Origin of the sequence: Paenibacillus oralis, assembly GCF_003863965.1 — a bacterium.
Taxonomy (GTDB): Bacteria; Bacillota; Bacilli; order Paenibacillales; family Paenibacillaceae; genus Fontibacillus; species Fontibacillus oralis.
Genome location: NZ_RRCN01000001.1, coordinates 3,637,958 through 3,662,766 on the forward strand (window position 1 = coordinate 3,637,958; position 24,809 = coordinate 3,662,766).

A 24,809-nucleotide genomic window follows, 5' to 3' on the forward strand; every position below is an offset into this window, starting at 1 on the left:
TTTGCTGGATGTTCCTGATGCTTTGGGGGATCTTGCTGGTTTTGCTGGGAGGATGGGGATGGGTATACCGGATATCCTTCCGCCGCTTTAGCGGATACACCCAATTGATCATGGAGGGGCTGAGGCTTCAGCGTTTGTCGCCGCCAATGCTGTATTTGCTGGAGCGCATCAAGGTGTCCCGGCGGTTTCCGGGCGTGTTCTTTAAAGTGAACCGGGCGGTGCAAAAAATTTGCGGCGACCGGCGCAGCGGTGAGTTTACGCTGCTGTTTCTCGCCGAAACGCTCACCTACAGCTGGCTGCTGCTCACTTTGGGGTGCGTCTTGTCCCTGCTGATGAATGGCGATTCATCGGGGCTTCTAATCGGTGCGGTGTTAGCTTTGCTGCTTCCGGCAGCGTTGATCCATGATCTGCACCGCAAGGTGGTTCGGCGGGAGTATGCCGTTATTCTGGAGCTTCCCGAGCTGCTGAACAAAATCGTGCTTCTTGTCGGCGCCGGCTCAACGGTTCAGCAAGCGATCAAGCTCTGTTTGGAACGCAAGCGCGAGCAGGAGACCCATCCCCTTTACCGGGAGCTGTTCCAAATGCTGCGGGATTGGGAAGGGGGCTATTCTTTCCAGCAGTCGATGGAGGGCTTTAGCAAACGCTGCGGAATTCAGGAGGTTTCCGCCTTCACCACCGCCGTGCTGCTGAACTACCGCCGCGGGGGCCATGATTTTGCCCTGGCGCTGCGCGATTTGTCCCATTCGTTGTGGGAGAAGCGCAAAGCCGTCAGCAAAACGCTGGGGGAGCAGGCCTCGTCCAAGCTGGTTTTCCCTATGGTGCTGATGTTTATGGCGATCCTGCTTCTGGTAGGCGCACCCGCATTCATGATCATGGACCTTTAAGAGGTAGTCGTCGTTTGATCACGAAGCAAGAACATGGAGTATATTCGGCATCGAATCTTGAATTCAGCCGGGACTTCCGGTGCTCACGTACCCAAAACGTACGCTCCGCTACTCAGTCCCTAGCTTCATCCAACCTTCTCGGTGCTGAAAAGCCGACTTTTTGAACGCTTTAATAAACTTTCGCTATTTTGAAATTCAAGGAGGAAGAGGCTGATGTTAACAGCAATAAGCAACGAAGTTAAAGGGTTTTGGAACGATGAGGGCGGATTGGGGATGCTTGAGATGATTTTAATTATCGCGGTCATCGTCATTATTGCCGTGATCTTCCGCTCTCAACTGAAAGAAATCGTAAGCAGCCTGCTCGGAAAAGCAAAAACGAAAACCGAAGACTTCATGGACGGGGAGTAAACGAAACATGCGGCGTTGCCTGCGGGATGCGAGGGGAAGCTTTACGCTGGAAGCGTCCTTAGTGCTGCCGGTTATTTTTTACACGATCTTGGTTTTGCTGTTCTTCTGCTTGTATTTGTACCAAAACGCCCTGCTTGGCCAGGCCGCTTCCGTGGCCGCGGAACGCAGCGCCTACACATGGGATAACAGCCATCGTGACGATCTGACCGGTGCTTTTGAGGAAGGGCAATATGACCCTTTATATTGGCGCCTCAAGGACGACGGTATGCTGCAGAGCATTTTCGGCTGGGGAGAGGCAAACGGAGCCGTCCGGCTGCGCTTGCCTGCCGGGGAGGCCTCCGCCGATTCGCTGCCCGATAAAAAGTTGGCCCGGACAGGAAGCGGGCTTCCCGGGAGCATCTCGGGAGAAATGCAATATGACAACCGTGTGCTTTTGCGCAAAGTTAAAGTGGCTTTGGAAAGGCTTGTTCCATTACCGCCGCTCGAGAGCTGGTTGGACGACATTTCCCAAACCGGAACTTCCTGCGCGTATGTTATTGAACCTGTGGAATTTATTCGCACCGTTGAATTGGCGCGTTATTATGGAGCGAAGTTTAAGGGCGATGGCGGGGACGAAATGGACCGGACGGAGGCCGGAAACGCGCTGAAGCTGTTTGGCAAATAAGCCGGGAAAGGATAAGAGAAGGAGGGGGGCGAACCGTATGTTTGCTAGGAGACGCGCGGAGTCGGGAGCGGTTACGGTCTTTTTAATCGTAGTGTTTGCGGCGATATTCGCCTTTGTGGCTATTTTTATCGACTTTGCCAGAATGTTCGCGCTGCAGGCCAAGGCGGAAGCCTTGGCTCACGCCGCCGCCAGATCCGTGATGTCCTCGTACGACCGGGAATTGGCCGAGCGGTACGGTTTGTTTGCATTAGGAGAGACCGACAGCAATTACATTATGTCTAAAGTGCTCCAAGACTCTTTTCAACTTGCGGGGCGAAGCGACGGGCTGCCGCTGCTTGGAGCCAAGCTGGAATCCTCTTCGGTTGAACCGCTTCGTCCGCTCGGTTCCTACGCCGCGTTTGAACGGCAAATTCAGGAGCAGATGAAATACCGCGCGCCGATTGATTTAACGGTAGAAATTTTGAATCGCTTTAAACCGATGGCGCAAGTGATGAAAGAAGCGTCCAATACGGTTGATTTGCTCGGCAAATTGCAGAAGCTGTACGATAGGCGCGAAGCGAAATTGGATGAGCTGCTGGAGATGCAGCGCCAGGCTGCCCGGGCGGTGGAGGGTTTCGGGGAATCGCTGCCCAGAGGTTCCGCACTCGCGATAGGTGACAAATCTTTGGGCGGCGAAATCTCCTCGGCCGCGGACTTTGCGGCCCAGTATGACGATTACGAAGAAAAGGTCGAGGAGGATGAGGAACGAGAGCCCAAGAAGCAGAAGCACCAAAGGAAGCTTCGAGTCTACCGTTCCGAAACGTCCGGCGTATATGAGCAATTGGACGAGATTCGCGTCGAAGCCGAGCAGCGGCATGAAAATCTGCCGCCGCAGGCCAAGGCGCTGCTTGGGGAGGCGCGCGAAATCAATGAGCAGATGGAACAAACGATCAAAGAGGCGGAGCATCGCGCCGCTCAAGACGGTTACAACGAAGTGGCATCTGGACCAAGCACCAGGGAAGATGGCCAAGTAGGCGGGATGGAGGAAATCTCCAGGATACGGGAGCAAAGCGGTTCGCTTGTCCTTTCCGAGGAGCTGTTTGCGGATCTCGAAGCGGATATCGACGATCAGGCCGCGGCTTTTCAGCAATTGGACGGGGAAATCCTCTCCTTGCTCGCTACGGAAGGAGCTGTGTTATCGGCGTCAACGTCTTCAAGTACGCTGAAAGGTGCCGTACGCCGGGCTGGCCGGGAGGCGGATAAATATATGCGGAGCTATGTGGACCGGGGAGCGGCGAATGTTTTGGATGCCAACACGCAGCTGTTGGAATCGCATCGCGGGAGCGATAAGGAGCGCAAGTCGGCGGAGAAGGCGGCCGGGGCCAAACTGAAAGAAGCGGCCGGTCTGATCGCACGGATTTCGGAGCTGGGTGACAAGCTGAAGGCCCAGCAGGAGCGGTTCGATCAATTAAAGGCGGATTATGAAGCGAATCGTGACATGAACAAGGCCGCGTCCGGCGGGGATGAGGCGGCGGGAGCCGCGATCGATGACGATCCCTATCAAGCGGGAAGCTCGGCGATGGCAGGCATGGACGGCCTATACGGAGGATTATCCGGACTGTTGAAAGGGATGACGGACTACGTTTTTCAAACCGAATACATCGTCAGCTATTTTCGTTATCTGGATGTAAGCACGCTGGATGAACTGCTGCAAGGGGGCCCCGGCACGGACAAGCTGGACGCGCTGAGCGATCAATTTGCGCCGGATCGGCAGGAGGCCGAATATATTTTGTACGGCTTTCACAATCCGGTGGGCAATATCGCCGCCGCTTACGGGGAAATCTTTGCGATGCGCCTGGCGATCCGGACGATGGAAGGATTCATCAAAAACGCAGCAAAGGGTAACCCTTTGCTGGTTCTGGCCGCCGCGCTGCTGTATGGTGCGGAGCATGCGCTGTCGGACATGCTTGCCTTAACGCGCGATGGCAAAATACAGCTGACCGAGTACATCAAAGTTGACCTCACCTACCGGGATCATTTACGGATATTTTTGCTGTTGCATGGAAGAAGCGAGAACAGATTGTCGCGAATGCTCGCAGTGATCCGAATGAACACGGGGATCGACACGGGAGAGCGGGCGACTTATACGAGCGGGAAGGTTTTGGTGTCGATGCCGTTATGGTTTTTGCCCGGAGTCGCTAGAGCGCTAGGGGCAGCGGGCGTGCTGAAAGGAAATGTGGAAGGAAGCCGGTATTATGCCGAGAAACAAGCGGACTTCTCTTATTAATAGGCGGCAAGTTCATGGCCGGAAAAGAGGCTCGGCGCGGGGAAGCATTGTCCTGGAAGCCGCACTGGTCATGCCCGTCTTTGTAATGGTGCTGTTCTGGTTTATTTATATGGTACATATGACGCTGCTGTCCAGCCAGCTGCATACGGTCGCATCCAATGCCGTCAGACAGGTTTCCGCCCACCTATATCCGGTGGCCCTGGCGGTATCGGCCGCTTCGGACGAATCTGCGGGGGCTGCCGGGGGCAAGGACGGATCATCAACCGGGAGATCTATCTTTAGCTGGGAAATGCCAAGCCTTTCTTTGGCCGAATGGGCCAAGCAATATGCCGGCGGTTTGCCTGAACCGATCTCCGCTTGGGTCATGGATGCCGCGGAAAAAGGAGACGAGCCGCTGCAGAATATCAAAACAGGCGTTGCCGAAAGCGTCCTTGATCCTGCGGTAAAACCGCTGCTTCAGCCGTTTCTTGAAGGAACGTTATTAAACAAAGAGCGTTTGCATGTAAGCCGCGTTACGGTACCTGACTTAAAAACGGGGAAGCGGCCTTATTTCGGACTGGAGATCAGCTATGAGCTTCCGATCAAAGTTCCGTTTACATCGAACCGCGTCGTGCTTCAGTCTCGGGCCGAGGAACGGATTTGGATCGGCGATACCAGGGAACTGGCAGCGGGGGAAGGAGCCGGGGGAGACGGCCAGGGACAAGCGGCGGTCATCCTGTCCAAACCGGATCCGGCTTACGCCGGACATCGGGCCACGGTGAAGGCAAAGGTAGAGCCGGGGCGGGCGGCCAAGTTGACCGTCTATTACAAGAGCGGCGTCAGCCAAGCCAAATATTTGGGAGAAACTGCGGCGGACGGCGAAGGCATCGTGGAATGGAATTGGCTGGTCGGGGGAAATACGACTCCGGGAACGTGGACGTTTGTTGTGGAGACGGAAGATGGCTTGCGGACGGCGATGGAGTTTGAAGTAGCCAGTCCCAAATAATGTGAAGGGAGCGGAAACGGATGCCATGGGAATATTGGGGTTGTTTTTTGATGTTGGCGGCTGCTTTCGTGACGGATATCCGAACGATGAAAATCCCTAATTGGATTACGCTGGCGGGTTTGGTGAGCGGGGTTTTGTTTCACGCCTTGACCGGGGGATGGAACGGAATAGGGGGGGCTTTTAAGGGCGCGGCGGTTGGTTTCGGACTGATGTTTATCCTCTATCTGCTGAGGGCCGTCGGCGGAGGCGACGTTAAGCTTTTTGCCGGAATTGGGGCTTGGACGGGCATTAGCTTTACGTTATCCGTCATGATGTATTCGATTTTAGCCGCCGGGTGCATCGGCCTTTTCATTTTGTTATGCCGGCGGGAGGCGCTGTTTCGGCTGCGGCGGGTCGTCCGCGGCGTATGGGGAGCGGTTATTTTCCGCAGTATCTCGCCTATTCAGTCCGCCGCCAAAGGACAGCTGCAGTTTCCGTTTATGCTTGCGGTGCTGCCTGGGGCGATCCTTGCGCTTTGTTACCGATGAAGCGGGTGCTCTGTATTTGATAAGGAGGTGGCTGAATCATGCGGAAGCAGCTTCAGACCGATTTTGTCAGAGACGGCGGAATTTATATGATTATAAAGGCCGAGGAGGGGCTGCGCTCGGAAGAGCTGAGCCGCGTTCAAAGGGATATGCTAGCCGCGGTTCCGGTGCCCAGTTTGCTGCGGCTGGATATTCGCGAGGTGGATTTTGAGGTTAGTCTGCATTACGATATCACCGGCAAAAAGATGCTTTCGCATTGTCTGAAGAGCGACAAAATCGGCATGTCTGAATTTTACGGCTTGCTGCTTCAGGTGGTTACGGTGCTGGATGATTGTAAAAAATACATGTTATCCTCCGCCAATGTTTTGCTCGACGAGGAGCATATTTTTGTGGAGGAGCTCTTATCCTGCGGAGTTTTTCACTTTGCTTATGTGCCATTGAAGGATGCGCCGACCGCTGTCCCGCTGTCTCAAACGCTGCTGGCTTTGATTACCCGGATGCTTGTAAGCGTGAGCCGGGTAGAGGGAAACGGGATACAGCAAATCATCTCTTTTTGCGGCAGTGAGGAGCATTTTTCCCTTCCGCAATTGAAAAAAATGCTGCTGGAGCTGTTGACTGAAGCGGAGCAGATTGAAGGGAATCCGTTGTCTCCGGAAGAAACGCCATGGTCCAAGCTGCCGCAATCCGGCCCAAACCAAGAGAAGGATGAATTGAAATCATCGCATACGGTTATAAAAGAATACTTGCCGGACGGTTTCTTGCCCGGATATGCGCCGGAGATCCCGGGGGCTGCTTCGGCGAACCCGGGGCGGGAACAGTGGCCTGGCTTGGAGGAGGAAGAAGCCAAGCCCAAAGCTAGGATAACGCCGACATCCTGCATTTTGGGGGCCATCCTGCTGGACGCGTTGTGCTGGAAGTTTTTGTATCTGGACCGGCCATGGAACATCGGCCTTTACATTTGTCTCGCGGCAACGTTTCTGTTGGCTGGGGCAGCCTGCTTGATTTGCAGCGGGAAGCTTTCTTTTCCGCAATCCGGAAGCGGACGAAAGCAGCTTGAAACCTCAAACGATGCGCAGCCTGATGCTCTGGAGCCTCTGGAGTTCGGGGTATCCGCGAAGCGAGATTCGCCAATTCCGCAAGCCCATCGCTTTGAGCAAGAAGCAGGTACGGGGGATGGAGGAAAGGCTGAAGACGCGGAATTAGTCCAACCGGCAACGATGCTTTTAAACAAATCGATGCTTTCCGGCGCTTCCAAGTCCTCGTTCGTACCGCGATATTATTTGGAGAGGTTTAACGAAGACGGGGCAAGCCCGGAACGGGTAACCTTGAAGCCGGGGAGTTTTGTGATCGGCCGCTCCGAGGATATGGCGCAGTACGTGGAACATACGCCGGGTGTGTCCCGAGCTCATGTTGAAGTGATGGTGACGCCGAAGAAATGTTGCCTCAAGGATTTAGGGTCCAGAAATGGGACGCGCTTTAACGGCGAACTTATCGCTCCTTATAAAGAATACGAGCTTGAAACCGGGGATGTTTTTACGTTGGCGGATGTTTCCTTTAAGTTTGGCAAGGAATTGCTTTAAGTTTATTAGCATCGAGTATCAGGATTCTAACCTAGATCGACGAACCTCCCACTATAAAGTAATAACTTCTCCTGTTTTCTCGTTCATTCTCAATATTTCAACTTTGACAGTGTAAGAGATACTGGTGGAGAATATAGTCTACACCACGATTTTCTGTAAGAGCGTAGGCGGGAACAGAGCTTAGGATCTTCTCGTTTCCAAAACTGTAGATAATTGGTTATGATCGCACAATGGATCTCCACATTCCGCCCTTGGGGTTCACCCTCCCATGTCACACTGGGTCTATGCCCTTACATTCCTTCGTTCTACCTCTCAAGGGGTGGATGCCGTTTCTCGCTCCTTTACAGGGTCGTTGCCCTTACGGTGTGTCGTGCGTCGGCTTCTCCGGTGCTTCCGTTGTCTAGTTGTACACATGTGAATAAGCGATATTGCAGGGTGATTGCTTCCTTGACTTTATGCAGCCAATTGTTGCAGCTGGGCTTGCCTAACGGGGCCCATGACATCGTTGGCGTTATACATTCTTTGCTTTGTTCCCAGGGTATAAAGCACCCGTATGAGTTTTCCACATAGGGCAATGAGAGATTGCTTCTTCTTCAGCGGGTTCTGGCTCCGCGTCGTGTAATACCGGTGAAGCGCTTGGAACTCCGGATTCTTTGCAACCAGCGGCATCACCGCTCGGAACAACAGCGCCCGTAGGCGTGATCGCCCTCGCTTGGTTATGCCTGTCTGTCCTTTCCGTATGCCTGAACTGTTTTCCATCAGATTAAGGCCCGCCAGACGAATGATCTGCTGACCGTGATCGTAGTGATTCAGATCTCCAACCTCGGCTAGAAATCCGGCTACGGTCAGAACGCCGATTCCGGGTACAGACAGCATTTCTGTCGTTCCTGGAATGCCCTCCAAAATTCCGGCCACTTGATGCATAATCGTTTCAAGCTGCTCGTTAAACAGGTCAAACTGCGACAGTAGCGTACTTAGTTCCAGCCTGGCGGCAACGATGCCTTCTGTCAGACCGATGGAGACGCTTGCTGCAGCGTAAAGCGCTTCTGCCCGCTTGATTCCAACGCCACGCCTGACTTCCGTCTTCCAATGCGCTAGGACGTCTCTAGCGCCCTTGGCGACGATATCAGCAGGCAACGGGAAGGCTCGCATGGTCATGAACGATGCCTTGCCACTCCAGTTTTTAAACACTTTTGCGTACTCCGGAAAGAATCGATCAAACCAATTGCCGATGCGGCTTTTGACTTGAGTTAGACTGTCCGATACCTTCTCGCGGAGGTTCATCAGGATCCGCAGTTCTGCGAATTCCTTCGTCGGCAACTTCGGTTCGGAGTAATTCCCATCCCGAATGAGTTTTGCGATGACTTTTGCATCCTTGTAGTCACTCTTCGTCGGTGAGTTATCTTCAAGCTCTTTCGACTTATTGACATGATGCGGGTTTACCACTACGACTTGAATCCCTTGATCCTGTAAGAAGGCTGCTAACGGAAACCAGTAGTGTCCAGTAGGCTCGATGCCAAATATGATGTCCGTCTTGCCGTGTGTCTGCCCGAGCTCCTTCATCCACGTCGCCAGCTTCGTCAGCCCTTCCTGGCTATTATGAAACACGCAGTCTTTTCCAAGCTCAATGCCACGGAAATCTACTGCACGAGCCACATGAATCTTCTTGGCGATATCCGCTCCGACGACCAGTGTCGATTCGGTAATTCGTGTAATTCGTTGATTCTTTTTCTGTTTCAGCTTATACTTCATGTAGAGCGTCCTCCTTCAATTAGGGCAGTGAATGGCCACCATTCCGAGACCCAGCATACAGGAGGCGCTTTTTCTTTTCAAGGGGCAAATTACTTCATTACAGGAATGGCTCCTTTTTTAAAATTTATGCTGCCCGTAGATTATCCGTCCAAAAGCAGTTATAATTAACGAGAATGATTCTCATTTACAAAGTGAAACGGGTATCATCGGTTGCATAGGCAATAAATTCTTTTAAAGGATGGTCTACATATGTCGTCAGTCACACAATCTTCCAAACCGCATTACCGCTCTCGTCCGCTTGCGGCAACTATTGTGCTCATTGGCGGAGCGGCGCTGCTAGTCTTCGCCGTTTGCCTCTCGATTTCGGTCGGAGCCGCTGATATAGCACTCCAAACGGTTTGGAACGCGTTATTTCATTTTCAGCCGGAGCTGACGCAGCATCAGATCATTATGGAGCTGCGTCTGCCGAGGGCGCTGGCTGCTGCTTTGATCGGAGCGGCGCTCGCCGTGGCCGGAGCCATTATGCAAGGCATGACGCGAAATCCGATGGCCGATTCCGGTTTGCTTGGGCTTAATGCCGGGGCCGGTTTAGCGCTGGCCGTCTGTTTTGCGTTGATGCCGGGGACGCCGTTTTTGGTGATGATGTTCTATTCGTTCATTGGAGCCGGGCTGGGGGCCGGACTCGTGTTTGGCGTCGGTACCCTGTCCAAAGGCGGCTTGTCACCTGTCCGCCTTACCTTGGCAGGGGCCGCGGTCAGCATGCTGCTGACCGCCATCAGCGAAGGAATCGCGCTTTATTTCCAGGTAGGACAAGACCTCGCTTTTTGGTACGCCGGGGCTATATCCGGCTCTACCTGGCTGCAGATCAAAATGGTGTCGCCTTGGATCGGTGCCGGGCTGATCGCCGCTTTGCTCCTGTCTAAATCCATCACGCTGCTTAGCCTTGGGGAAGAGGTAGCCACCGGGCTTGGCCAAAAAACGGCGACGATCAAAATCGTCGGGATGATCATCGTGCTCGTTCTGGCTGGCAGCGCCGTATCGATCGTTGGAGCGATCGGTTTCGTCGGCTTGATGATCCCTCACGTCGCCCGGTTTCTGGTGGGCGTTGACTACCGGTGGGTGATTCCTTCTTCCGCTCTGCTCGGCAGTTTGTTGCTGGTGTTTGCCGATATTTTGGCCCGGATGGTGAATCCTCCGCATGAGACGCCGATCGGGGCGCTGATCGCCGTGATCGGGGTTCCTTTCTTCCTCTATCTGGCCATGAAACAGAAGGGGGGATTGGAATGAACCGGGAAAATTATCCGATGCATTTGCAGCAAAGGTCCCGCAGAGCTTATACCGTTATGATCATTTTTGCTTTGCTGATCGTCGGCGTGTTCATTTTTAGCATGAATACCGGCTCTATTCGTCTCTCTCCGGCTGACGTTTTCAAAACGCTGTTCGGCATGGGGACGGATAAACAGGAACTGGTCTTATACCAATTCCGCTTGCCGCGAATCGTCATTTCCGTTTTGATCGGCATGGGGATGGCGGTAGCCGGCTGCATTTTTCAAGGAATTTCGCGCAATCCGTTGGCCGATCCCGGCGTGCTTGGGATTAATGCCGGAGCTGGACTTGCCGTTGCATTGTTTATTTCGTTTTATCCGACATCTTCGAATGCTCCCGTGTTTCTGATGCCTGTGTTGGCGTTTCTGGGAGCGGCGCTTGCGGCTGCGCTTATCTATGTATTGTCGTTCAAGAAAAATTACGGGTTGCTCCCAATCCGTATGGTGCTGGTCGGCATTGCGGTAGCGGCCGGAATCAACGCCGCGATGATCGTATTGCAGTTGCGCTTGCGTCCGGAAAACTTCCAGATGCTGCAGATTTGGCTTGTGGGAAGCATTTGGGGAACGTCCTGGAAATACGTGTTTGCTCTCATTCCGTGGTTAATTATTTTGATACCTTACGTGTTCATGAAGGCGCGCGTATTGAACGTAATGAATTTGGGGGACCAAACGGCGACCGGACTGGGTACCCCGCTGGAGCGCTCGCGGTTTGGCCTGCTGGCCGCCGCGGTCGGATTGACCGGCTCCTGCGTCGCTGTCGGAGGCGGCATCTCGTTCGTCGGCCTTATCGCGCCGCATTTGGCGAGACGATTGGTTGGGCCCAAACACGAGTACTTGCTTCCCGCATCCGCACTGGCGGGCGGTTTGCTTGTGATCGTCGGCGATACGCTGGGGCGTTGGGTGCTTCAGCCGTACGAAATTCCGACCGGTATCGTCGTTGCCATCATTGGAGCTCCCTACTTCCTGTATTTGCTTTCGAAGTCCAGAGTATAGCTGAAGAAAAGGTCTGATTTGGGAGGGGGCGGGTGCGCAAATCGATATTTTAGGCGTACAGGAAAGTATGGTATGGGGATGGGAAGCTTCTTCTCTGAGATAGAGGTAATTTCTGCACTAGCGTTGCATCAAACCTATCATGATTCAAAAATTAACTAATTAAGGAAAAATATAAGTTATTTTCATGGAAAACCCATAAAAAAGCTCCTATTGTTAAGAGAGACGCGTTACCCATCTAACTCTCAACAAAAGGAGCCAAACCCATGGGTAACATACACAATTTATCCCTGATTCGTCAATGCTTTTCTTATTTTTCGGATGAAAAAATTTCTTTTCCCATCGCTGACTATCGTGTCCCTAAGCTCACCGTGATGAAATGTACGAAGCTAATTATGACTTCCCAACTGGCGAAATGGGAGTCGTATCGTCAAATCTCCCGCGCGCTTCGTACTAGCGAAACTTTACAGGAGAGCCTGGAATTGACCAGTATCAGTGCCTCCCAAATCTCAAGGAAATTACCGGAGATTCCGACCGAGTGGCTTGAATCGTTATTCCTTGACATTATGGGAAAGGTGAAGTTGCTTCTTCCTACGGCCACCTCTAAGATTGGCGCGGTTCGTATCATCGACTCGACATGTATCAAGCTTCCAGCCAATCTGGCCGAATGGGCCCATGTGAATCGGACTCACACGCAAATCAAGATTCATGTCCGTGTCCTAGCTTTACCTACGGGTCAAACACTTCCCGAGAAGGCAATCCCATCGACCGGAAATGTGAGCGACGTAGAAACCGTGGATCTGTTAGTTGAAGATGACAGCACGATTTACGTGATGGACCGTGGTTATATCAAGTACAAACAGTTCGATGCCTGGCTAAAGCGAGAGGTTCGCTTCGTGAATCGAATCAACGAAAATAACGGGGTATGGCACGTCGAGCAAGAATTGCCGATTCCTTCAAACACGAAGATTACTCGCGACGCTATTGTCCGGTTGGGGAGTGCTTTTCGCCGAACTAAGCAGACTTTGCGCTTGGTTGAATTTCGGGATGAAAAGGACCGTAAATACCGACTAGTTACATCTTGCTTTGATCTCAGCGCTACGGAAATTGCCGATATCTACCGGCAACGTTGGCTCATTGAACTGTTTTTCAAGTGGATGAAGCAGCATTTACGGCTCGTGAAACTGTACAGTTATGAACCGCAGGGCGTCTGGAATCAAATTTTTTTGGCACTCATCACATACGCCATTGCGATGCATATTCAGCTATCCAGTGGAACTTCGTTGAGTTTATGGGACGTATTACAGTCGGTTCGGAATTGTTGGGAAAAAAACCTCTCGATCTTCGAAGCGGAGCTTCATCGGAAGCCCAGCCGGTCATCAAGAGGACGACAGAAGGTACCAAAAGTCCAGAAAAGTCCACCGAAGTTACATACATCGGTGGGGATTATAAAGCCGCGGAAAACTGAGGGAAAGTAAAAGAGTTGATTTGAAAACTAAATATCCAAAAAAATGGATAAACGCGTCGTTTTCTGGTGCTCTCAACTTTTTGGCCTCTTTCCTTAAAATAAAAATGGAAAATTATTACATATATTAAATGTTAATCTTATGTTAGGGTCTTTGCAACGCTAGTGAACTTTTTGGCCTTATTTAGGGAACATGCTTGGATAAGGCGCCTTATTACCCTCATCTTCTAAAAATAGGAGTAAAAAACTCCTCTATTTCTATTTAAATCCTTTTCTTGCTGAAGATAAGGACCTTTTTTACCGTTATTTCCGCGACCGACCTCCACAAAAACGCGGCAATGCGCTCCTAAAAAAGCCCAGAATCTCCGAGCTATCGGGTTCTGGGCTTTGCTGCCTTTATTTTTGTTCGCGTAGATTTGTGATCGCTTGTTCCAGTTCGGGATAAGCAAAGGTGAACCCGGCGCGCAAAGCAGCTGCGGGGAGCACCTTCTGCCCGTCCAACAGGAGCATGGACCGCTCGCCAAGCAGCACTTTGAGCATCGCGGACGGCAGCGGGAGCCAAAACGGGCGCCGGTATACACGGCATAAAATATGGCCGAATTGTTCATTCGTTACCGGATTCGGGCTGACGGCGTTCACCGGGCCGCGGATGTCCGGATGGGCCAGGGCGTAATCGAATAATGAAACGATATCCTTAAGGTGAATCCACGGCACCCACTGCCGGCCGCTCCCCACGGGGCCGCCGGCCCCCAGCAAGTAAGGAAGGCGCATAAGCGGATAAGCGCCCCCGTCATTGCCCAGCACCACGCCGATGCGCAGCTTGACCAGACGTTGCCCGGAAAACCCTTTGTCCGCGGCGGCCTCCCAGGCAGTGGTAACCTCGGACAAAAAATCGGTACGATCCGGGGCGAGCGGGGAAAACTCGTCAAACTCCTTGGTTAAGGAGGTGCCGTAAATTCCCACGGCCGAAGCTTGCAGAATCACTTCCGGCGGGTGGGGGAGCGCCCGCGCGAAACGTGCGATCATCCTCGTCGCGGTTAATCTGGACTCCAGAATCCGCCGTTTATTGCGTTCGGACCAATGCGTGTTTAGCGTCGCCCCTGCCAGATTGACGAAGGCGTTCGTTCCTTCGAGCGGAGAGATGTCCTTTTCGAGTTCACTCCAGGTGACATAGCTGAGAAGGGACGGCTGGGAGGCGGCTTGGTCATCGGGTTTTGACTGCGCAGGATTGCCGCCGCCTTTTTCACGGCTTACGATGATCACTTGGTGCCCCTGCTCCAGCCAATAAGCGGTTAAGGCCCGGCCGATAAATCCCGTGCCGCCAAAAATCGCGATATGCATCGTCATGCCTCCTTAAAAAAACATCCGGCTGTCTGAATAGCTGATTCTCGGCCGGATGTTTTTTTGCGTTGCGATTATTTATTTAATAGATGCCGGTAAGGCTGATAATCAATCTGGTTCTTTTCCAGAAATTTGACCAGAAATTTATTGTCGCGTTTAGGCGTGGCTACGATATATCCTTTGATGCAGTGATCGCGGGTGACCTCGGCGGCCTTTTCCTCGAAGGCGATTTTGCCGATTTCCGCCGCAATGGAATGTTTGGCGATGTCCCGAAACGGTCCGGGCACGGGCTCAACGAGCTGATCGAGAAAGGCTTTGGTTTCGTCGGTCCACAGATGGCGGCTTTTCTCGACCCAATGATTTTGCCAGTCCAGCTTGGACATGCCGTCCGCTTTGGGGAGCACCTTTAAAAATTTGCGGAACATGAAAAATCCGCCGATCGTCATCATGCCAAGCAACACGAATCCCCAAAACGCAATTCCGTTCATAAACCAGCGATTGGGCCCTTCCGCCGTTAATAGTTGAACCCCCAGTTGCAGCATTGATTCATCACCTCAGGCGCTTCATTTAGATTTTCTGCGCGTTTTACGTTACAATATATTTCAAATTGAAATTATACCTTATTTCTTTATTTATTTCAGCATTCAAGCTAAAATAGGCTTGTTTAGCGATTTACTGTCCAAAAGGGGGAAAATATTTATGCTTAAAATCGGTTCCCATGTTTCGTTCTCGGACAAAGGCCTGCTGAGCGCGACGGCCGAGGCGGAATCCTACGGCTCCAGTTCGTTCATGATATACACCGGGGCTCCGCAAAATACGCGGCGCAAGCCCATCGATACGATGTACATTGAGGAAGGCAAAAAAGCGATGGAGCAGGCCGGGATCGGCGAGATCGTCGTTCATGCGCCGTACATCATAAACTTAGGTTCTTACAAGTCGAACACCTATCAGCTTGCCGTTGATTTTTTGCAGGAGGAGATCCGCCGCACCCACGCGCTGGGCGTCCGCAATATCGTGCTTCATCCCGGCGCGTTTACGGACAAGGATGCCGAGTACGGCGTGAACCGGATTGCCGAAGGTTTAAATGAAGTGTTAAACGGCACGAGCGAAACCGAAGTGCATATTGCGCTGGAAACGATGGCCGGCAAAGGGACTGAAATCGGACGCAGCTTTGAGGAGATCGCGCAAATCATCGACAAGGTGCAGCATAACGAACGTTTGACGATTTGTCTTGATACTTGCCATATTCATGATGCCGGATATGACATCGTAAATGACTTGGACGGCGTCCTGCACAAATTTGATCAAACGATCGGACTGAACCGGATTGAAGTCGTGCATATCAATGACAGCAAAAATCCGGCCGGCGCGCAAAAAGACCGGCATACGCCGATCGGATCGGGCTGGATTGGGTTCGAGGCGATTCACCGGGTCGTGCATCACGAAGCGCTGCAGGGGCGGCCGTTTATTTTGGAGACGCCATGGGTCGGCAAGGACGCGAAAACCCAGCGTCCGATGTATGAGGTGGAAATCGCGCTGCTGCGCGGCGATACGGCGACGCGGTTCGGCGACGCGTTCCTGACTGACGTGGAGCGATTGGGAGGCTTTTTCGGCAAACAGGATATCCATCCGCGCAGCTTTGTGCTGGACACTTGGACGGTGCTGAAAAACGACGCCAAAGCGAAAAAGGCCGACCCGCGCGAGCCGATGGAACGCCTGTATGACATGGTCATCGAAGCGGGGCTTTTTCCGGACCAATCGGAGGAACAAATCAACCAGCGTCTGGTCGCATGGTTTGCGAGCGCGCACAAATAATCGACATCATCATTAGGAGCAAGGGGATTGGAGAACAATGGAAACGCATATTCACTCAGGCCGGCGGCCAGTGAAACCTTATGAAAGCAACCGGGCCCGGATGCTGATTTCCTGTCCGGACGGACCGGGGATCGTGGCGGCGGTGTCCCGCTTCCTGCATGAGCACGGGGCGAACATCGTGCAATCGGACCAATATACGATGGATCCCGAGGGCGGCATGTTTTTTATGCGAATAGAATTTGACCTGGAAAATCTCGATGAGCGGCTTGCCGGGTTGGAGCGGGATTTTGCCGCTATCGCCGAGCAGTTCGGCATGCAGTGGAATATTTATCAGCTCAGCCGCAAAAAGAAGCTGGCGATTTTCGTATCCAAGGAGGATCACTGTCTGGTGGAGCTGCTGTGGCAGTGGCAGGCCGGGGATCTGGACGCCGAAATTTCCATGGTCGTCAGCAATCATCCGGACATGAAGGAGTACGTGGAATCTTTTGACATTCCATATTATCATATCCCGGTGACGCCGGAAACGAAGCGCGAGGCCGAGCAAAAACAGTTGGAGATCGTCGGCGGCAAAGTTGACTTGATCGTGCTGGCGAGATATATGCAAATCGTATCTCCGGCCTTGATCGAGCCGTACCGCAACCGCCTGATCAACATCCATCATTCCTTCCTGCCGGCCTTCGTCGGCGGCAAGCCGTACGCCCAAGCCTATGAGCGCGGCGTGAAGCTGATCGGCGCCACCGCCCACTACGTGACGGAGGAGCTGGACGGCGGCCCGATCATCGAGCAGGACGTGCAGCGCGTGACGCACCGCGACAATGTCAGCGAGCTGAAGCGCATCGGACGGACGATCGAACGCGTCGTGCTGGCCCGGGCCGTCAAATGGCATATCGAGGACCGGATTCTGGTGCACCAGAACAAAACGGTCGTATTTAGTTGATAGGTTTAAGCGAAGAACCACCATGACGGGAAAAGTTCCGTTGTGGTGGTTTTTTAAATTAGGTAATTTCAGGTGCGTTGGATGGGAATAATGATATAGCAATGGGTTACGAATGATGATACAATAAATAAAGTCAAAATGATTTTTTCAATTTGATTGTTTTGTAATCGCAAGGTTAAGTTTTCATGGTTTTCAAGGATCTTTTTATGATTAAGGAGGAAAATGAATGCCACTTTCAGAGAACAACAAGATCGACAATTTGTCGATTACGACGATTCGGACGCTGGCGATCGACGCGATCGAAAAGGCGAAATCCGGCCATCCCGGCATGCCGATGGGCTCCGCGCCGATGGGTTACCAGCTGTTTGCCAAAACGATGAACCATAACCCGGACGAGCCGACCTGGATCAACCGGGACCGCTTTGTTTTGTCCGCCGGTCACGGCTCGATGCTGCTTTACAGCCTGCTGCACCTGTGCGGGTATGACCTGCCGATGGAAGAAATCAAGCAGTTCCGTCAATGGGGTAGCAAAACGCCGGGCCACCCGGAATTCGGACATACTGCAGGCGTAGACGCCACGACGGGACCGCTGGGCCAAGGTTTGGCGATGGCCGTCGGGATGGCTCTGGCGGAAACGCAGCTTGCGGCGACTTACAATAAAGGCGATCTGAAGGTCGTCGACCACTATACTTACGGCATTTGCGGCGACGGTGACCTGATGGAAGGCGTGGCCAGCGAAGCGGCTTCCCTCGCCGGTCATCTGAAGCTGGGCAAATTGATTTTCCTGTACGATTCCAACGATATTTCGCTCGACGGCAAGCTGAACCTGAGCTTCTCGGAGAACGTAAGACAGCGTTTCGAAGCTTACGGCTGGCAAACGCTGCTCGTTAAGGACGGCAACGATCTGGCCGCGATCGAAGCGGCGATCGAAGAAGCCAAAGGCGATACGGAGCGCCCGACGCTGATCGAAGTGAAAACGATCATCGGCTACGGCAGCCCGAACAAGCAGGGCAAAGGCGGCCACGGCGGCACGCACGGTTCTCCGCTGGGCGCGGAAGAAGCTAAACTGACAAAAGAATTCTACAACTGGGTTTATGAAGAAGACTTCTACGTTCCTGAAGAAGTGCGCGAGCATTTTGCCAAAGTTAAGGAACGGGGTATCGCCGCTTATAAAGCATGGGAAGAAACGTTTGCCAAATACAAAACCCAGCATCCGGAGCTTGCCGCTCAGTTCGAGCGCGCGGTAGCCGGCGATCTGCCGGCCGGCTGGGATGCGAAGCTGCCGAAATACAGCGCTTCGGACAAGGCGGTATCGACCCGCGTCGCTTCCGGCAACGCGCTGAACGGTCTGGCGCCTAACGTTCCGCAGCTGCTTGGCGGCTCCGCCGACCTGGAAAGCTCGACGATGACGCATTTGAACGACCTTGCCATGTTCACGCCGGAAACCCGCGACGGCCGCAATCTGTACTTCGGCGTACGCGAATTCGGCATGGCCGCGGCCATGAACGGGATTATGCTGCACGGCGGCCTGAAAGTATTCGGCGGCACGTTCTTCGTATTTACCGACTACCTGCGCCCGGCCGTTCGCTTGTCGGCCTTGATGAAGCTGCCGGTGACTTACGTGCTGACGCACGACAGCATCGCGGTTGGCGAAGACGGCCCGACGCACGAGCCGATCGAACAGCTCGCTTCCCTGCGCATCATTCCGGGTCTGACGGTCATTCGTCCTGCCGACGGCAACGAAACTTCCGCAGCCTGGGCTTATGCGGTTGAGAACAAAGCGAACCCGGTAGCGCTGGTGCTGACCCGCCAAAACCTGCCGATTCTCGAGAGCACGGCAGAGCAGGCGCGCGAAGGCGTAAAACGCGGCGGCTACGTCGTTTCCGACGCCAAGGACGGCAAGCCGGTGGCGCAAATCATCGCGACGGGCTCCGAGGTACAGCTGGCGGTTAAAGCGCAAGCCGCGCTGGCCGAAGAAGGCATCCACGTTCGCGTAATCAGCCTGCCGAGCTGGGATCTGTTCGATAAGCAGGATCAGGCGTACAAAGACTCCGTCATCCTGCCGGGTGTCAAAGCCCGCGTCGCCGTGGAAATGGCGCATCCGTTCGGATGGGAACGTTACGCCGGCGAAAGCGGAGCCGTGCTTGGCATCGATAAATTCGGCGCCTCCGCTCCTGGCGATAAAGTCATCGCCGAATACGGCTTTACTGTTGAAAACGTCGTGAAGCACGTGAAAGCGCAATTGAACAAATAATCAGCGGCCGAGTCGCGAAGGGAGAGGGGAACGTGGCGCAGCAATTGCAAAATGTTACCGTGGAGAAGAACGCCAATATTTATTTTGACGGCAAAGTGACCAGCCGGACCGTATGGCTTCAGGACGGCAGCAAATTGACGCTGGGGATCATGCTCCCCGGGGAATACGAGTTCGGAACGGATTCGCTGGAAGTGATGGATATTTTGTCCGGGGACCTGAAGGTCTTGCTTCCGGGCGAAACGTTATGGAGAGAAATCAGCGGCCGCGGAACGTTTACCGTTCCCGCCAAATCTTCCTTCAAGCTGGAAGTGCGGAGCGTTACGGACTACTGCTGCTCGTACGTCTAGCGGCGGGTGCGCGCATGCCGCAAAAAGCAAATAAAAAGGCAGGTTACAGCGTTATGGCGCTGTACCTGCCTTTTTACAAATCTTTAGGGAGCGTTACACCGTTTTATCGCCGATTTTTTGACCGATCCAGGCTTCGTAGAGCTTCACGACGGAGGAGAGGTCCTCTTCGCCGAAGCCTTGCGTTTCTCCCGTCTGGAACAGGCTTTTCGCCTGGTTCAGCATCGGCGCGGGGATGCCCGAGCCGTCGGTCAGCGCGGAGGCTAGCTTCAGGTCCTTGAGCATCAGCGCCAGGGAGAACTGGTTGGAAAAATCGTGTTCGATGATTTTCTGGCCCTTCAGCTCTGCCGCTTTGCTGCCTGCGGAACCAAGCTGCACCAGCTCCAGGAACAGGTTGGTGGGCAGGCCGGATTTGGCGGCGATGGCGAAGCCTTCGGCGAGCGCCAAGTTATTGATGCCGACGATGGTGTTATGGGCTAGCTTGGCTACCGCGCCGCTGCCGTTTTCGCCCATGTGCAGCACTTTTTTGCCCATGGTCTCAAAGATGTCCATAACCTCGGCCAGCGTATCGGCCGGTCCGCCGACCATAAAGACGAGCGTGCCGGCGATGGCGGCCGGCGAACTGCCGGTGACCGGCGCGTCGAGAAATGCCCCGCCCAGCGCGGAAACTTGCTGCGCCAGCTGCTTTACGAGCGCGGGCGAGATCGTGGAGCAGTCGATGACTTTAGTCCCGGGACGCAGGCCGGCAAGCACGCCGTCAGGCCCTTCGTAAACGGCGGCGATGGAGGCGTCGTTGCTGACCATCGTGATCACGATGTCGGCGGCGGCAGCGGCTTCCTTCGGCGAAGCGGCTACGGCGGCGCCTTGCTCGGTTAAGGCAGCGGCTTTGGACGCGGTACGGTTGTAGACGGTAACCTCATAACCCTGCTTCAGCAGGTTGGAGGCCATTGGAGCACCCATTGTGCCCAGTCCGATAAATCCGATTTTTTTCATAAACGTTCACCTTTCAACAAAAATTGAACAGCATTTAATTATTTTAGCATAGAGAGCCTAAAACCTGTATAATGTGCCCTTGTCTTCGCTAGAAATTTACAGTATCCTAGGTTTAAGTTGTTTGAAATAATTAGACGGAGGTATTTTCAAACATGTCGAAAAAGGTAACCTTTGACTACAGCAAAGCCCTGCAATTTGTCGGGCAGCATGAAGTGGATTATTTTGCCGAGCAGGTCCGCACGGCTCATGAGCAGTTACATAACGGTACGGGAGCAGGGGCCGACTTTCTGGGCTGGATCAACCTTCCGACCGAATACGATAAGGAAGAGTTCGCGCGCATCAAGAAGGCGGCGGCGAAAATCCAAAGCGATTCCGACGTGCTGATCGTCATCGGCATCGGCGGTTCTTACCTGGGCGCGCGCGCGGCGATCGAATCGCTGTCCCATTCGTTCTACAATATTTTGCCGAAGGACAAGCGCAAAACGCCGGAAATTTATTTTGCCGGCAACAACATCAGTTCGACTTACGTGAATCACCTGCTTGACCTGATCGACGGCAAAGACTTCTCCGTCAACGTCATCTCCAAATCGGGAACGACGACGGAACCGGCGATCGCGTTCCGGATTTTCCGCGCCGCTCTGGAGAAGAAATACGGCAAGGAAGAAGCGCGCAAACGGATTTACGCGACGACCGACCGCGCCAAAGGCGCTCTTAAGAAGCTGTCCGACGAGGAAGGTTATGAAACGTTCGTGATCCCGGACGATGTAGGCGGACGTTATTCCGTGCTGACGGCCGTTGGCCTGCTGCCGATCGCAACCGCCGGCATCAGCATCGACGAAATGATGCAGGGCGCGGCCGACGCGGCGAAAGAGTTCAGCAACCCGAACCTGGCCGAGAACGCCAGCTACCAGTACGCGGCCGTCCGCAACGCTTTGTACCGCAAAGGCAAAGTGACGGAAATTCTCGTGAACTACGAGCCTTCCCTGCACTATGTGTCGGAATGGTGGAAGCAGCTGTACGGCGAAAGCGAAGGCAAAGACTATAAAGGGATCTTCCCGGCATCGGTCGATTTTTCCACGGACCTGCACTCTATGGGGCAGTTTATCCAGGAAGGCAACCGGAACATTTTCGAGACGGTCATTCAGGTGACGGAGGTGCCAAGCCACATCACGATTGAATCCGATCCGGCCGATTTGGACGGGCTGAATTTCCTGGCCGGCAAAACGCTCGATTTCGTGAATAAGAAGGCGTTCCAAGGCACCTTGCTCGCGCATACGGACGGACAGGTTCCGAACCTGGTCGTCAACGTGCCGGATTTGACGCCGTATTCCTTCGGCTACCTTGTTTACTTCTTTGAAAAAGCTTGCGGCATCAGCGGTTACCTGCTGGGCGTCAATCCGTTTGACCAGCCGGGCGTTGAGGCCTACAAGAAAAACATGTTTGCGCTTCTCGGCAAACCGGGATACGAAAAGGAAAAGGCCGCATTGGAAGCAAGACTTTCCGAATAACGGCTTAACGGCTTTTTGGAAGCAGGCTCCCTTTTCGAAGGAAAGATACAGCGCCAGGAAGCAGTTCGCCGCACGTTTCGGCCGGGCTGCTTCTTGGCACATTCATAAGGATGGATTCATATGTTGGAACGGTATAAGACGGTTCGAGGAGCCGGCGAGAAAGAAATCGTCATCAAGAAATCGAGGTTTATCGGACACGTCATGCCAGCGGAAACGGAAGATGAAGCGATTGCTTTTATTGAGGAAATCAAAAAAAAGCATTGGAACGCCACGCATAATTGTTCCGCTTATATGATCGGCGAGCGGGATGAAATCCAGAAGCAGTCGGATGATGGGGAGCCAAGCGGCACCGCCGGAAAGCCGATTTTGGAGGTTATCAAAAATCAGGGCCTCAAAAATGTCGCCATCGTCGTTACCCGGTATTTTGGGGGAATCATGCTGGGGGCCGGTGGTCTCATCCGCGCCTATACGGACGGGGCGGTTGCGGCGATCGAAGCGGGGGAAGCCATTACCCGGGTGCTGCACCAGGAAATTTTTGTGGAACTGGAATATACTTGGCTGGGCAAGGTGGAAAATGAACTGCGAAACCGCGGAATCCGTACGGGGGACACGGTCTTTGCGGATAAGGTGACGCTCTGCTGTCTGCCGCTTCACCATGAAGCACAGGCCTTCATCGCTTGGATGACGGATCTGACGGGGGGACAGGCGCTGATGACGGAAGGTGACCAGGTTTACTTTATCGAAGGGGAATAACGCCTATGGCAAGAAGAGCAGTAGATCAAGAATTGTCGAGAGAAAGAATTATGGAAGCGGCCCGGCATTTATTCATCACGAAGGGGTACCGCGGAATTTCCATGCGGAGCATCGGTCAGCATTTGGGATATAGTCACGGCTCGTTGTATTATCACTTCAAAGAAAAAGCCGAATTGTTTTACGCTATCGTGGTCAAGGATTTCGAATCTTTAACCCATCTGTGCGAGCAGGTAGCCAAACGTGCGCCCGCGGAAGGTTTGACCAAGACCGAGCAGCTGATGCTGGAATTCATCAAGTTCGGCTTGGAGCATCCGCACCAATACGAAATCATGTTTATGCTGAGGGATGAGGAAATATTGGCGTATTGCCGCAGCGAGCAAACCAAATGCTTTAATATGTTCGAATCCATCGTTCGCAGTTTTTTGCAGGAGGAGAAGCACCCGATGGAAAATAATCCGTCCCTTCCGCTCAGCATGTTTTTGGGGATGCATGGATTTATCTCTTATTACATTCAGGATCGGCTGACCTTTGAGGAAATCAAGGCCGCGGCGGTAGCCCATGTGAAAATTTTGAGCCACGGCTGTTACCGGATAACGTCATGAGGCGTTTTTGTTTTAACTTAACGCTTTAACCATTTACACCATCATAGCATCAATACTTTATAACATTGCTTTGCAAAACCGGTGGAGGCGAGATGAAACAGTTCATTTCGTAAACAGCTGGTTTTATTTTTTTGCCATAAATATCTTTCCCGAACGCTTGGCCGCCGCCCATTTGCGGATTGACGGAAGCCCTGGGGTTTGGTAATCTATCCATATATATAAAACCGAGTATTTGCATCAGAATAGATCGAATGATGGTTTGACGGCGTGGGTGGCTTGCGGAATCTGGAAAGGATGTGGCTTTGCATGCATGTTGAAGTACGAAACCTGGATAAACATTTCGGCGCTTTTCATGCCGTACAAAATGTTAGCTTTGGGATCGAGAAGGGGCAACTGATCGGTTTGCTGGGTCCCAGCGGCGGCGGCAAAACGTCGATTTTGCGGATGCTGGCCGGATTGGAGCAGCCGGATGCCGGGGAGATTTTGTTTCATGGAAAACGGGTGAACGAACTCGCTCCCCAGGAACGGGGCATCGGCTTCGTATTTCAAAGTTACGCATTATTTAAACATATGACCGTTTTTGATAATATTGCGTTTGGCCTGCAGGTTAAAAAAGTACCTAAAGCAGAGGTTCGGAGCCGGGTGATGGAGCTTGTCGAATTGACCGGGCTCAAGGGCTTTGAGAGCCGTTATCCGCATCAGCTGTCCGGCGGGCAGCGGCAGCGGGTCGCTTTTGCCCGCGCTTTGGCGCCCCAGCCGCAGTTGCTCCTGCTTGACGAACCGTTTGCGGCGATCGACGCGAAAATCCGCCAGGAACTGCGTTCCTGGCTGCGGGAGCTGATCGAGCGGGTCGGCATTACGTCGATATTCGTCACCCATGACCAGGATGAAGCGATCGAAGTGGCCGATGAAATCATGATTATTAATCAGGGACGCCTTGAGCAGAAAGGCACACCCTGGGATATTTACAAGGAGCCGCAAACCCCGTTTGTCGCCTCGTTTATCGGGCAATCGACCTTGGTCGAGCGGGCGGCCGACCTCAAAGGGTTTGAGGTAGAAAGCGGCGGACCCGGGACGCGGGCACTGATCCGGCCGGAATACATCGAGGTGGGAAACGAACACGAGTTTACCCTCCTTTCCGCCACGGCGCCGGGGACCGTGAAGCACCTGCATTTCCGCGGCAGCGAATGGCTGGTGGAAGTTGAAGTGGGGGGCCATACGTTAACGACCTTCCGCTCGCTGGAAAAGGAGACGCTCAAACCCGGGCAAGAGGTGCGTGTGCTCGTCCACCGGGCTTATCTGTTCAACGACGAGCGCAGCTGGATTTTGGAAAACCCGCTGAAAGCTGATCCGCTTAGCGTCATTATCTGACATTATTCCATTGGAGAAATCCAATAGATTGGTGGGTGGATATTTCCA

The 24,809-nt window shown here is 53.3% G+C and carries 22 protein-coding genes; 18 read left to right on the plus strand and 4 right to left on the minus strand.

From position 1 onward, the window contains the following. Positions 1-8: 8 nt before the first annotated feature. The 7 genes from EHV15_RS16310 (at position 9) to EHV15_RS16340 (ending at position 7,311) form a co-directional block, all read left to right on the plus strand. Positions 9-884 carry a type II secretion system F family protein gene (locus tag EHV15_RS16310; protein ID WP_128632129.1) on the plus strand — a complete coding sequence of 292 codons (876 nt, stop codon included), beginning with the start codon at positions 9-11 and terminating at the stop codon, positions 882-884. A gap of 213 nt (positions 885-1,097) precedes the next feature. Then, a complete protein-coding gene (locus EHV15_RS16315; protein ID WP_128632130.1) occupies positions 1,098-1,292 on the plus strand; it encodes a Flp1 family type IVb pilin in 195 nt (64 codons plus the stop codon). Between the two features lie 7 nt (positions 1,293-1,299). Further along, positions 1,300-1,956: a TadE/TadG family type IV pilus assembly protein gene (locus EHV15_RS16320; RefSeq protein WP_128632131.1), complete on the plus strand. Its 657-nt coding sequence runs from the start codon at positions 1,300-1,302 to the stop codon at positions 1,954-1,956. Between the two features lie 37 nt (positions 1,957-1,993). Continuing rightward, positions 1,994-4,222, plus strand: a complete 2,229-nt coding sequence (locus EHV15_RS16325; protein WP_128632132.1) for a hypothetical protein — start codon at positions 1,994-1,996, stop codon at positions 4,220-4,222. Continuing rightward, positions 4,191-5,207 carry a TadE/TadG family type IV pilus assembly protein gene (locus tag EHV15_RS16330; RefSeq protein ID WP_128632133.1) on the plus strand — a complete coding sequence of 339 codons (1,017 nt, stop codon included), beginning with the start codon at positions 4,191-4,193 and terminating at the stop codon, positions 5,205-5,207. The genes EHV15_RS16325 and EHV15_RS16330 overlap by 32 nt, the downstream gene beginning before the upstream one ends. Before the next feature lie 20 nt (positions 5,208-5,227). After that, positions 5,228-5,734, plus strand: a complete 507-nt coding sequence (locus EHV15_RS16335; RefSeq protein ID WP_128632134.1) for an A24 family peptidase — start codon at positions 5,228-5,230, stop codon at positions 5,732-5,734. 38 nt (positions 5,735-5,772) lie between these two features. Continuing rightward, entirely contained in the window at positions 5,773-7,311 is a 1,539-nt protein-coding gene (locus EHV15_RS16340; protein ID WP_128632135.1) for a DUF6382 and FHA domain-containing protein, read from the plus strand. Positions 7,312-7,764: 453 nt separating this feature from the next. Here the strand turns inward: EHV15_RS16340 and EHV15_RS16345 are convergent, their stop codons facing one another. After that, positions 7,765-9,051 (minus strand): IS110 family RNA-guided transposase, encoded by a 1,287-nt coding sequence (locus EHV15_RS16345; protein ID WP_425464476.1) that lies wholly within the window; start codon positions 9,049-9,051, stop codon positions 7,765-7,767. A 261-nt stretch (positions 9,052-9,312) separates the two neighbouring features. Between EHV15_RS16345 and EHV15_RS16350 the strand changes: the two genes are divergently transcribed. The 3 genes from EHV15_RS16350 to EHV15_RS16360 all read left to right on the plus strand — a co-directional run bounded on the left by EHV15_RS16350 (position 9,313) and on the right by EHV15_RS16360 (position 12,856). After that, positions 9,313-10,350 carry a FecCD family ABC transporter permease gene (locus EHV15_RS16350; protein ID WP_128632136.1) on the plus strand — a complete coding sequence of 346 codons (1,038 nt, stop codon included), beginning with the start codon at positions 9,313-9,315 and terminating at the stop codon, positions 10,348-10,350. Next, complete coding sequence (locus EHV15_RS16355; protein WP_128632137.1) at positions 10,347-11,381, plus strand: FecCD family ABC transporter permease; 1,035 nt, start codon at positions 10,347-10,349, stop codon at positions 11,379-11,381. Before EHV15_RS16350 ends, EHV15_RS16355 begins: the two co-directional genes overlap by 4 nt. A 263-nt stretch (positions 11,382-11,644) precedes the next feature. Further along, on the plus strand, positions 11,645-12,856 hold the full coding sequence (locus EHV15_RS16360; protein WP_128632138.1) for an IS4 family transposase: 1,212 nt from the start codon (positions 11,645-11,647) through the stop codon (positions 12,854-12,856). A gap of 383 nt (positions 12,857-13,239) precedes the next feature. Here the strand turns inward: EHV15_RS16360 and EHV15_RS16365 are convergent, their stop codons facing one another. Both EHV15_RS16365 and EHV15_RS16370 read right to left on the minus strand, forming a co-directional pair. Continuing rightward, positions 13,240-14,184 carry a TIGR01777 family oxidoreductase gene (locus EHV15_RS16365; RefSeq protein WP_128632139.1) on the minus strand — a complete coding sequence of 315 codons (945 nt, stop codon included), beginning with the start codon at positions 14,182-14,184 and terminating at the stop codon, positions 13,240-13,242. Positions 14,185-14,258: 74 nt separating this feature from the next. Further along, a complete protein-coding gene (locus EHV15_RS16370; RefSeq protein ID WP_128632140.1) occupies positions 14,259-14,726 on the minus strand; it encodes a DUF2621 domain-containing protein in 468 nt (155 codons plus the stop codon). A 157-nt stretch (positions 14,727-14,883) separates the two neighbouring features. Between EHV15_RS16370 and EHV15_RS16375 the strand changes: the two genes are divergently transcribed. The 4 genes from EHV15_RS16375 to ppnP all read left to right on the plus strand — a co-directional run bounded on the left by EHV15_RS16375 (position 14,884) and on the right by ppnP (position 19,537). Continuing rightward, entirely contained in the window at positions 14,884-15,999 is a 1,116-nt protein-coding gene (locus EHV15_RS16375) for a deoxyribonuclease IV (RefSeq protein WP_128632141.1), read from the plus strand. A gap of 37 nt (positions 16,000-16,036) precedes the next feature. Next, positions 16,037-16,936: a formyltetrahydrofolate deformylase gene (gene purU, locus EHV15_RS16380; RefSeq protein WP_128632142.1), complete on the plus strand. Its 900-nt coding sequence runs from the start codon at positions 16,037-16,039 to the stop codon at positions 16,934-16,936. Positions 16,937-17,162: 226 nt separating this feature from the next. Further along, positions 17,163-19,190, plus strand: a complete 2,028-nt coding sequence (gene tkt, locus EHV15_RS16385) for a transketolase (protein WP_128632143.1) — start codon at positions 17,163-17,165, stop codon at positions 19,188-19,190. 32 nt (positions 19,191-19,222) lie between these two features. Continuing rightward, positions 19,223-19,537: a pyrimidine/purine nucleoside phosphorylase gene (gene ppnP, locus EHV15_RS16390; protein ID WP_036625106.1), complete on the plus strand. Its 315-nt coding sequence runs from the start codon at positions 19,223-19,225 to the stop codon at positions 19,535-19,537. A 93-nt stretch (positions 19,538-19,630) separates the two neighbouring features. On the opposite strand, the gene EHV15_RS16395 is transcribed toward ppnP, so the two are convergent. Next, on the minus strand, positions 19,631-20,527 hold the full coding sequence (locus EHV15_RS16395) for an NAD(P)-dependent oxidoreductase (RefSeq protein ID WP_128632144.1): 897 nt from the start codon (positions 20,525-20,527) through the stop codon (positions 19,631-19,633). A gap of 152 nt (positions 20,528-20,679) precedes the next feature. Here EHV15_RS16395 and EHV15_RS16400 point away from each other — a divergent pair, with 152 nt between their 5' ends. From EHV15_RS16400 to EHV15_RS16415, 4 genes are all read left to right on the plus strand, one after another. Further along, positions 20,680-22,035 carry a glucose-6-phosphate isomerase gene (locus tag EHV15_RS16400; RefSeq protein WP_128632145.1) on the plus strand — a complete coding sequence of 452 codons (1,356 nt, stop codon included), beginning with the start codon at positions 20,680-20,682 and terminating at the stop codon, positions 22,033-22,035. Positions 22,036-22,155: 120 nt separating this feature from the next. Then, the gene (locus tag EHV15_RS16405) at positions 22,156-22,788 is read left to right on the plus strand and encodes a YigZ family protein (RefSeq protein WP_128632146.1); all 633 of its coding nucleotides are present in this window, start codon (positions 22,156-22,158) and stop codon (positions 22,786-22,788) included. Between the two features lie 5 nt (positions 22,789-22,793). Beyond that, positions 22,794-23,390, plus strand: coding sequence for a TetR/AcrR family transcriptional regulator (locus EHV15_RS16410; RefSeq protein WP_128632147.1), 597 nt, complete (start codon positions 22,794-22,796; stop codon positions 23,388-23,390). 306 nt (positions 23,391-23,696) lie between these two features. Next, positions 23,697-24,761, plus strand: a complete 1,065-nt coding sequence (locus tag EHV15_RS16415) for a sulfate/molybdate ABC transporter ATP-binding protein (protein ID WP_128632148.1) — start codon at positions 23,697-23,699, stop codon at positions 24,759-24,761. Positions 24,762-24,809 lie beyond the last annotated feature (48 nt).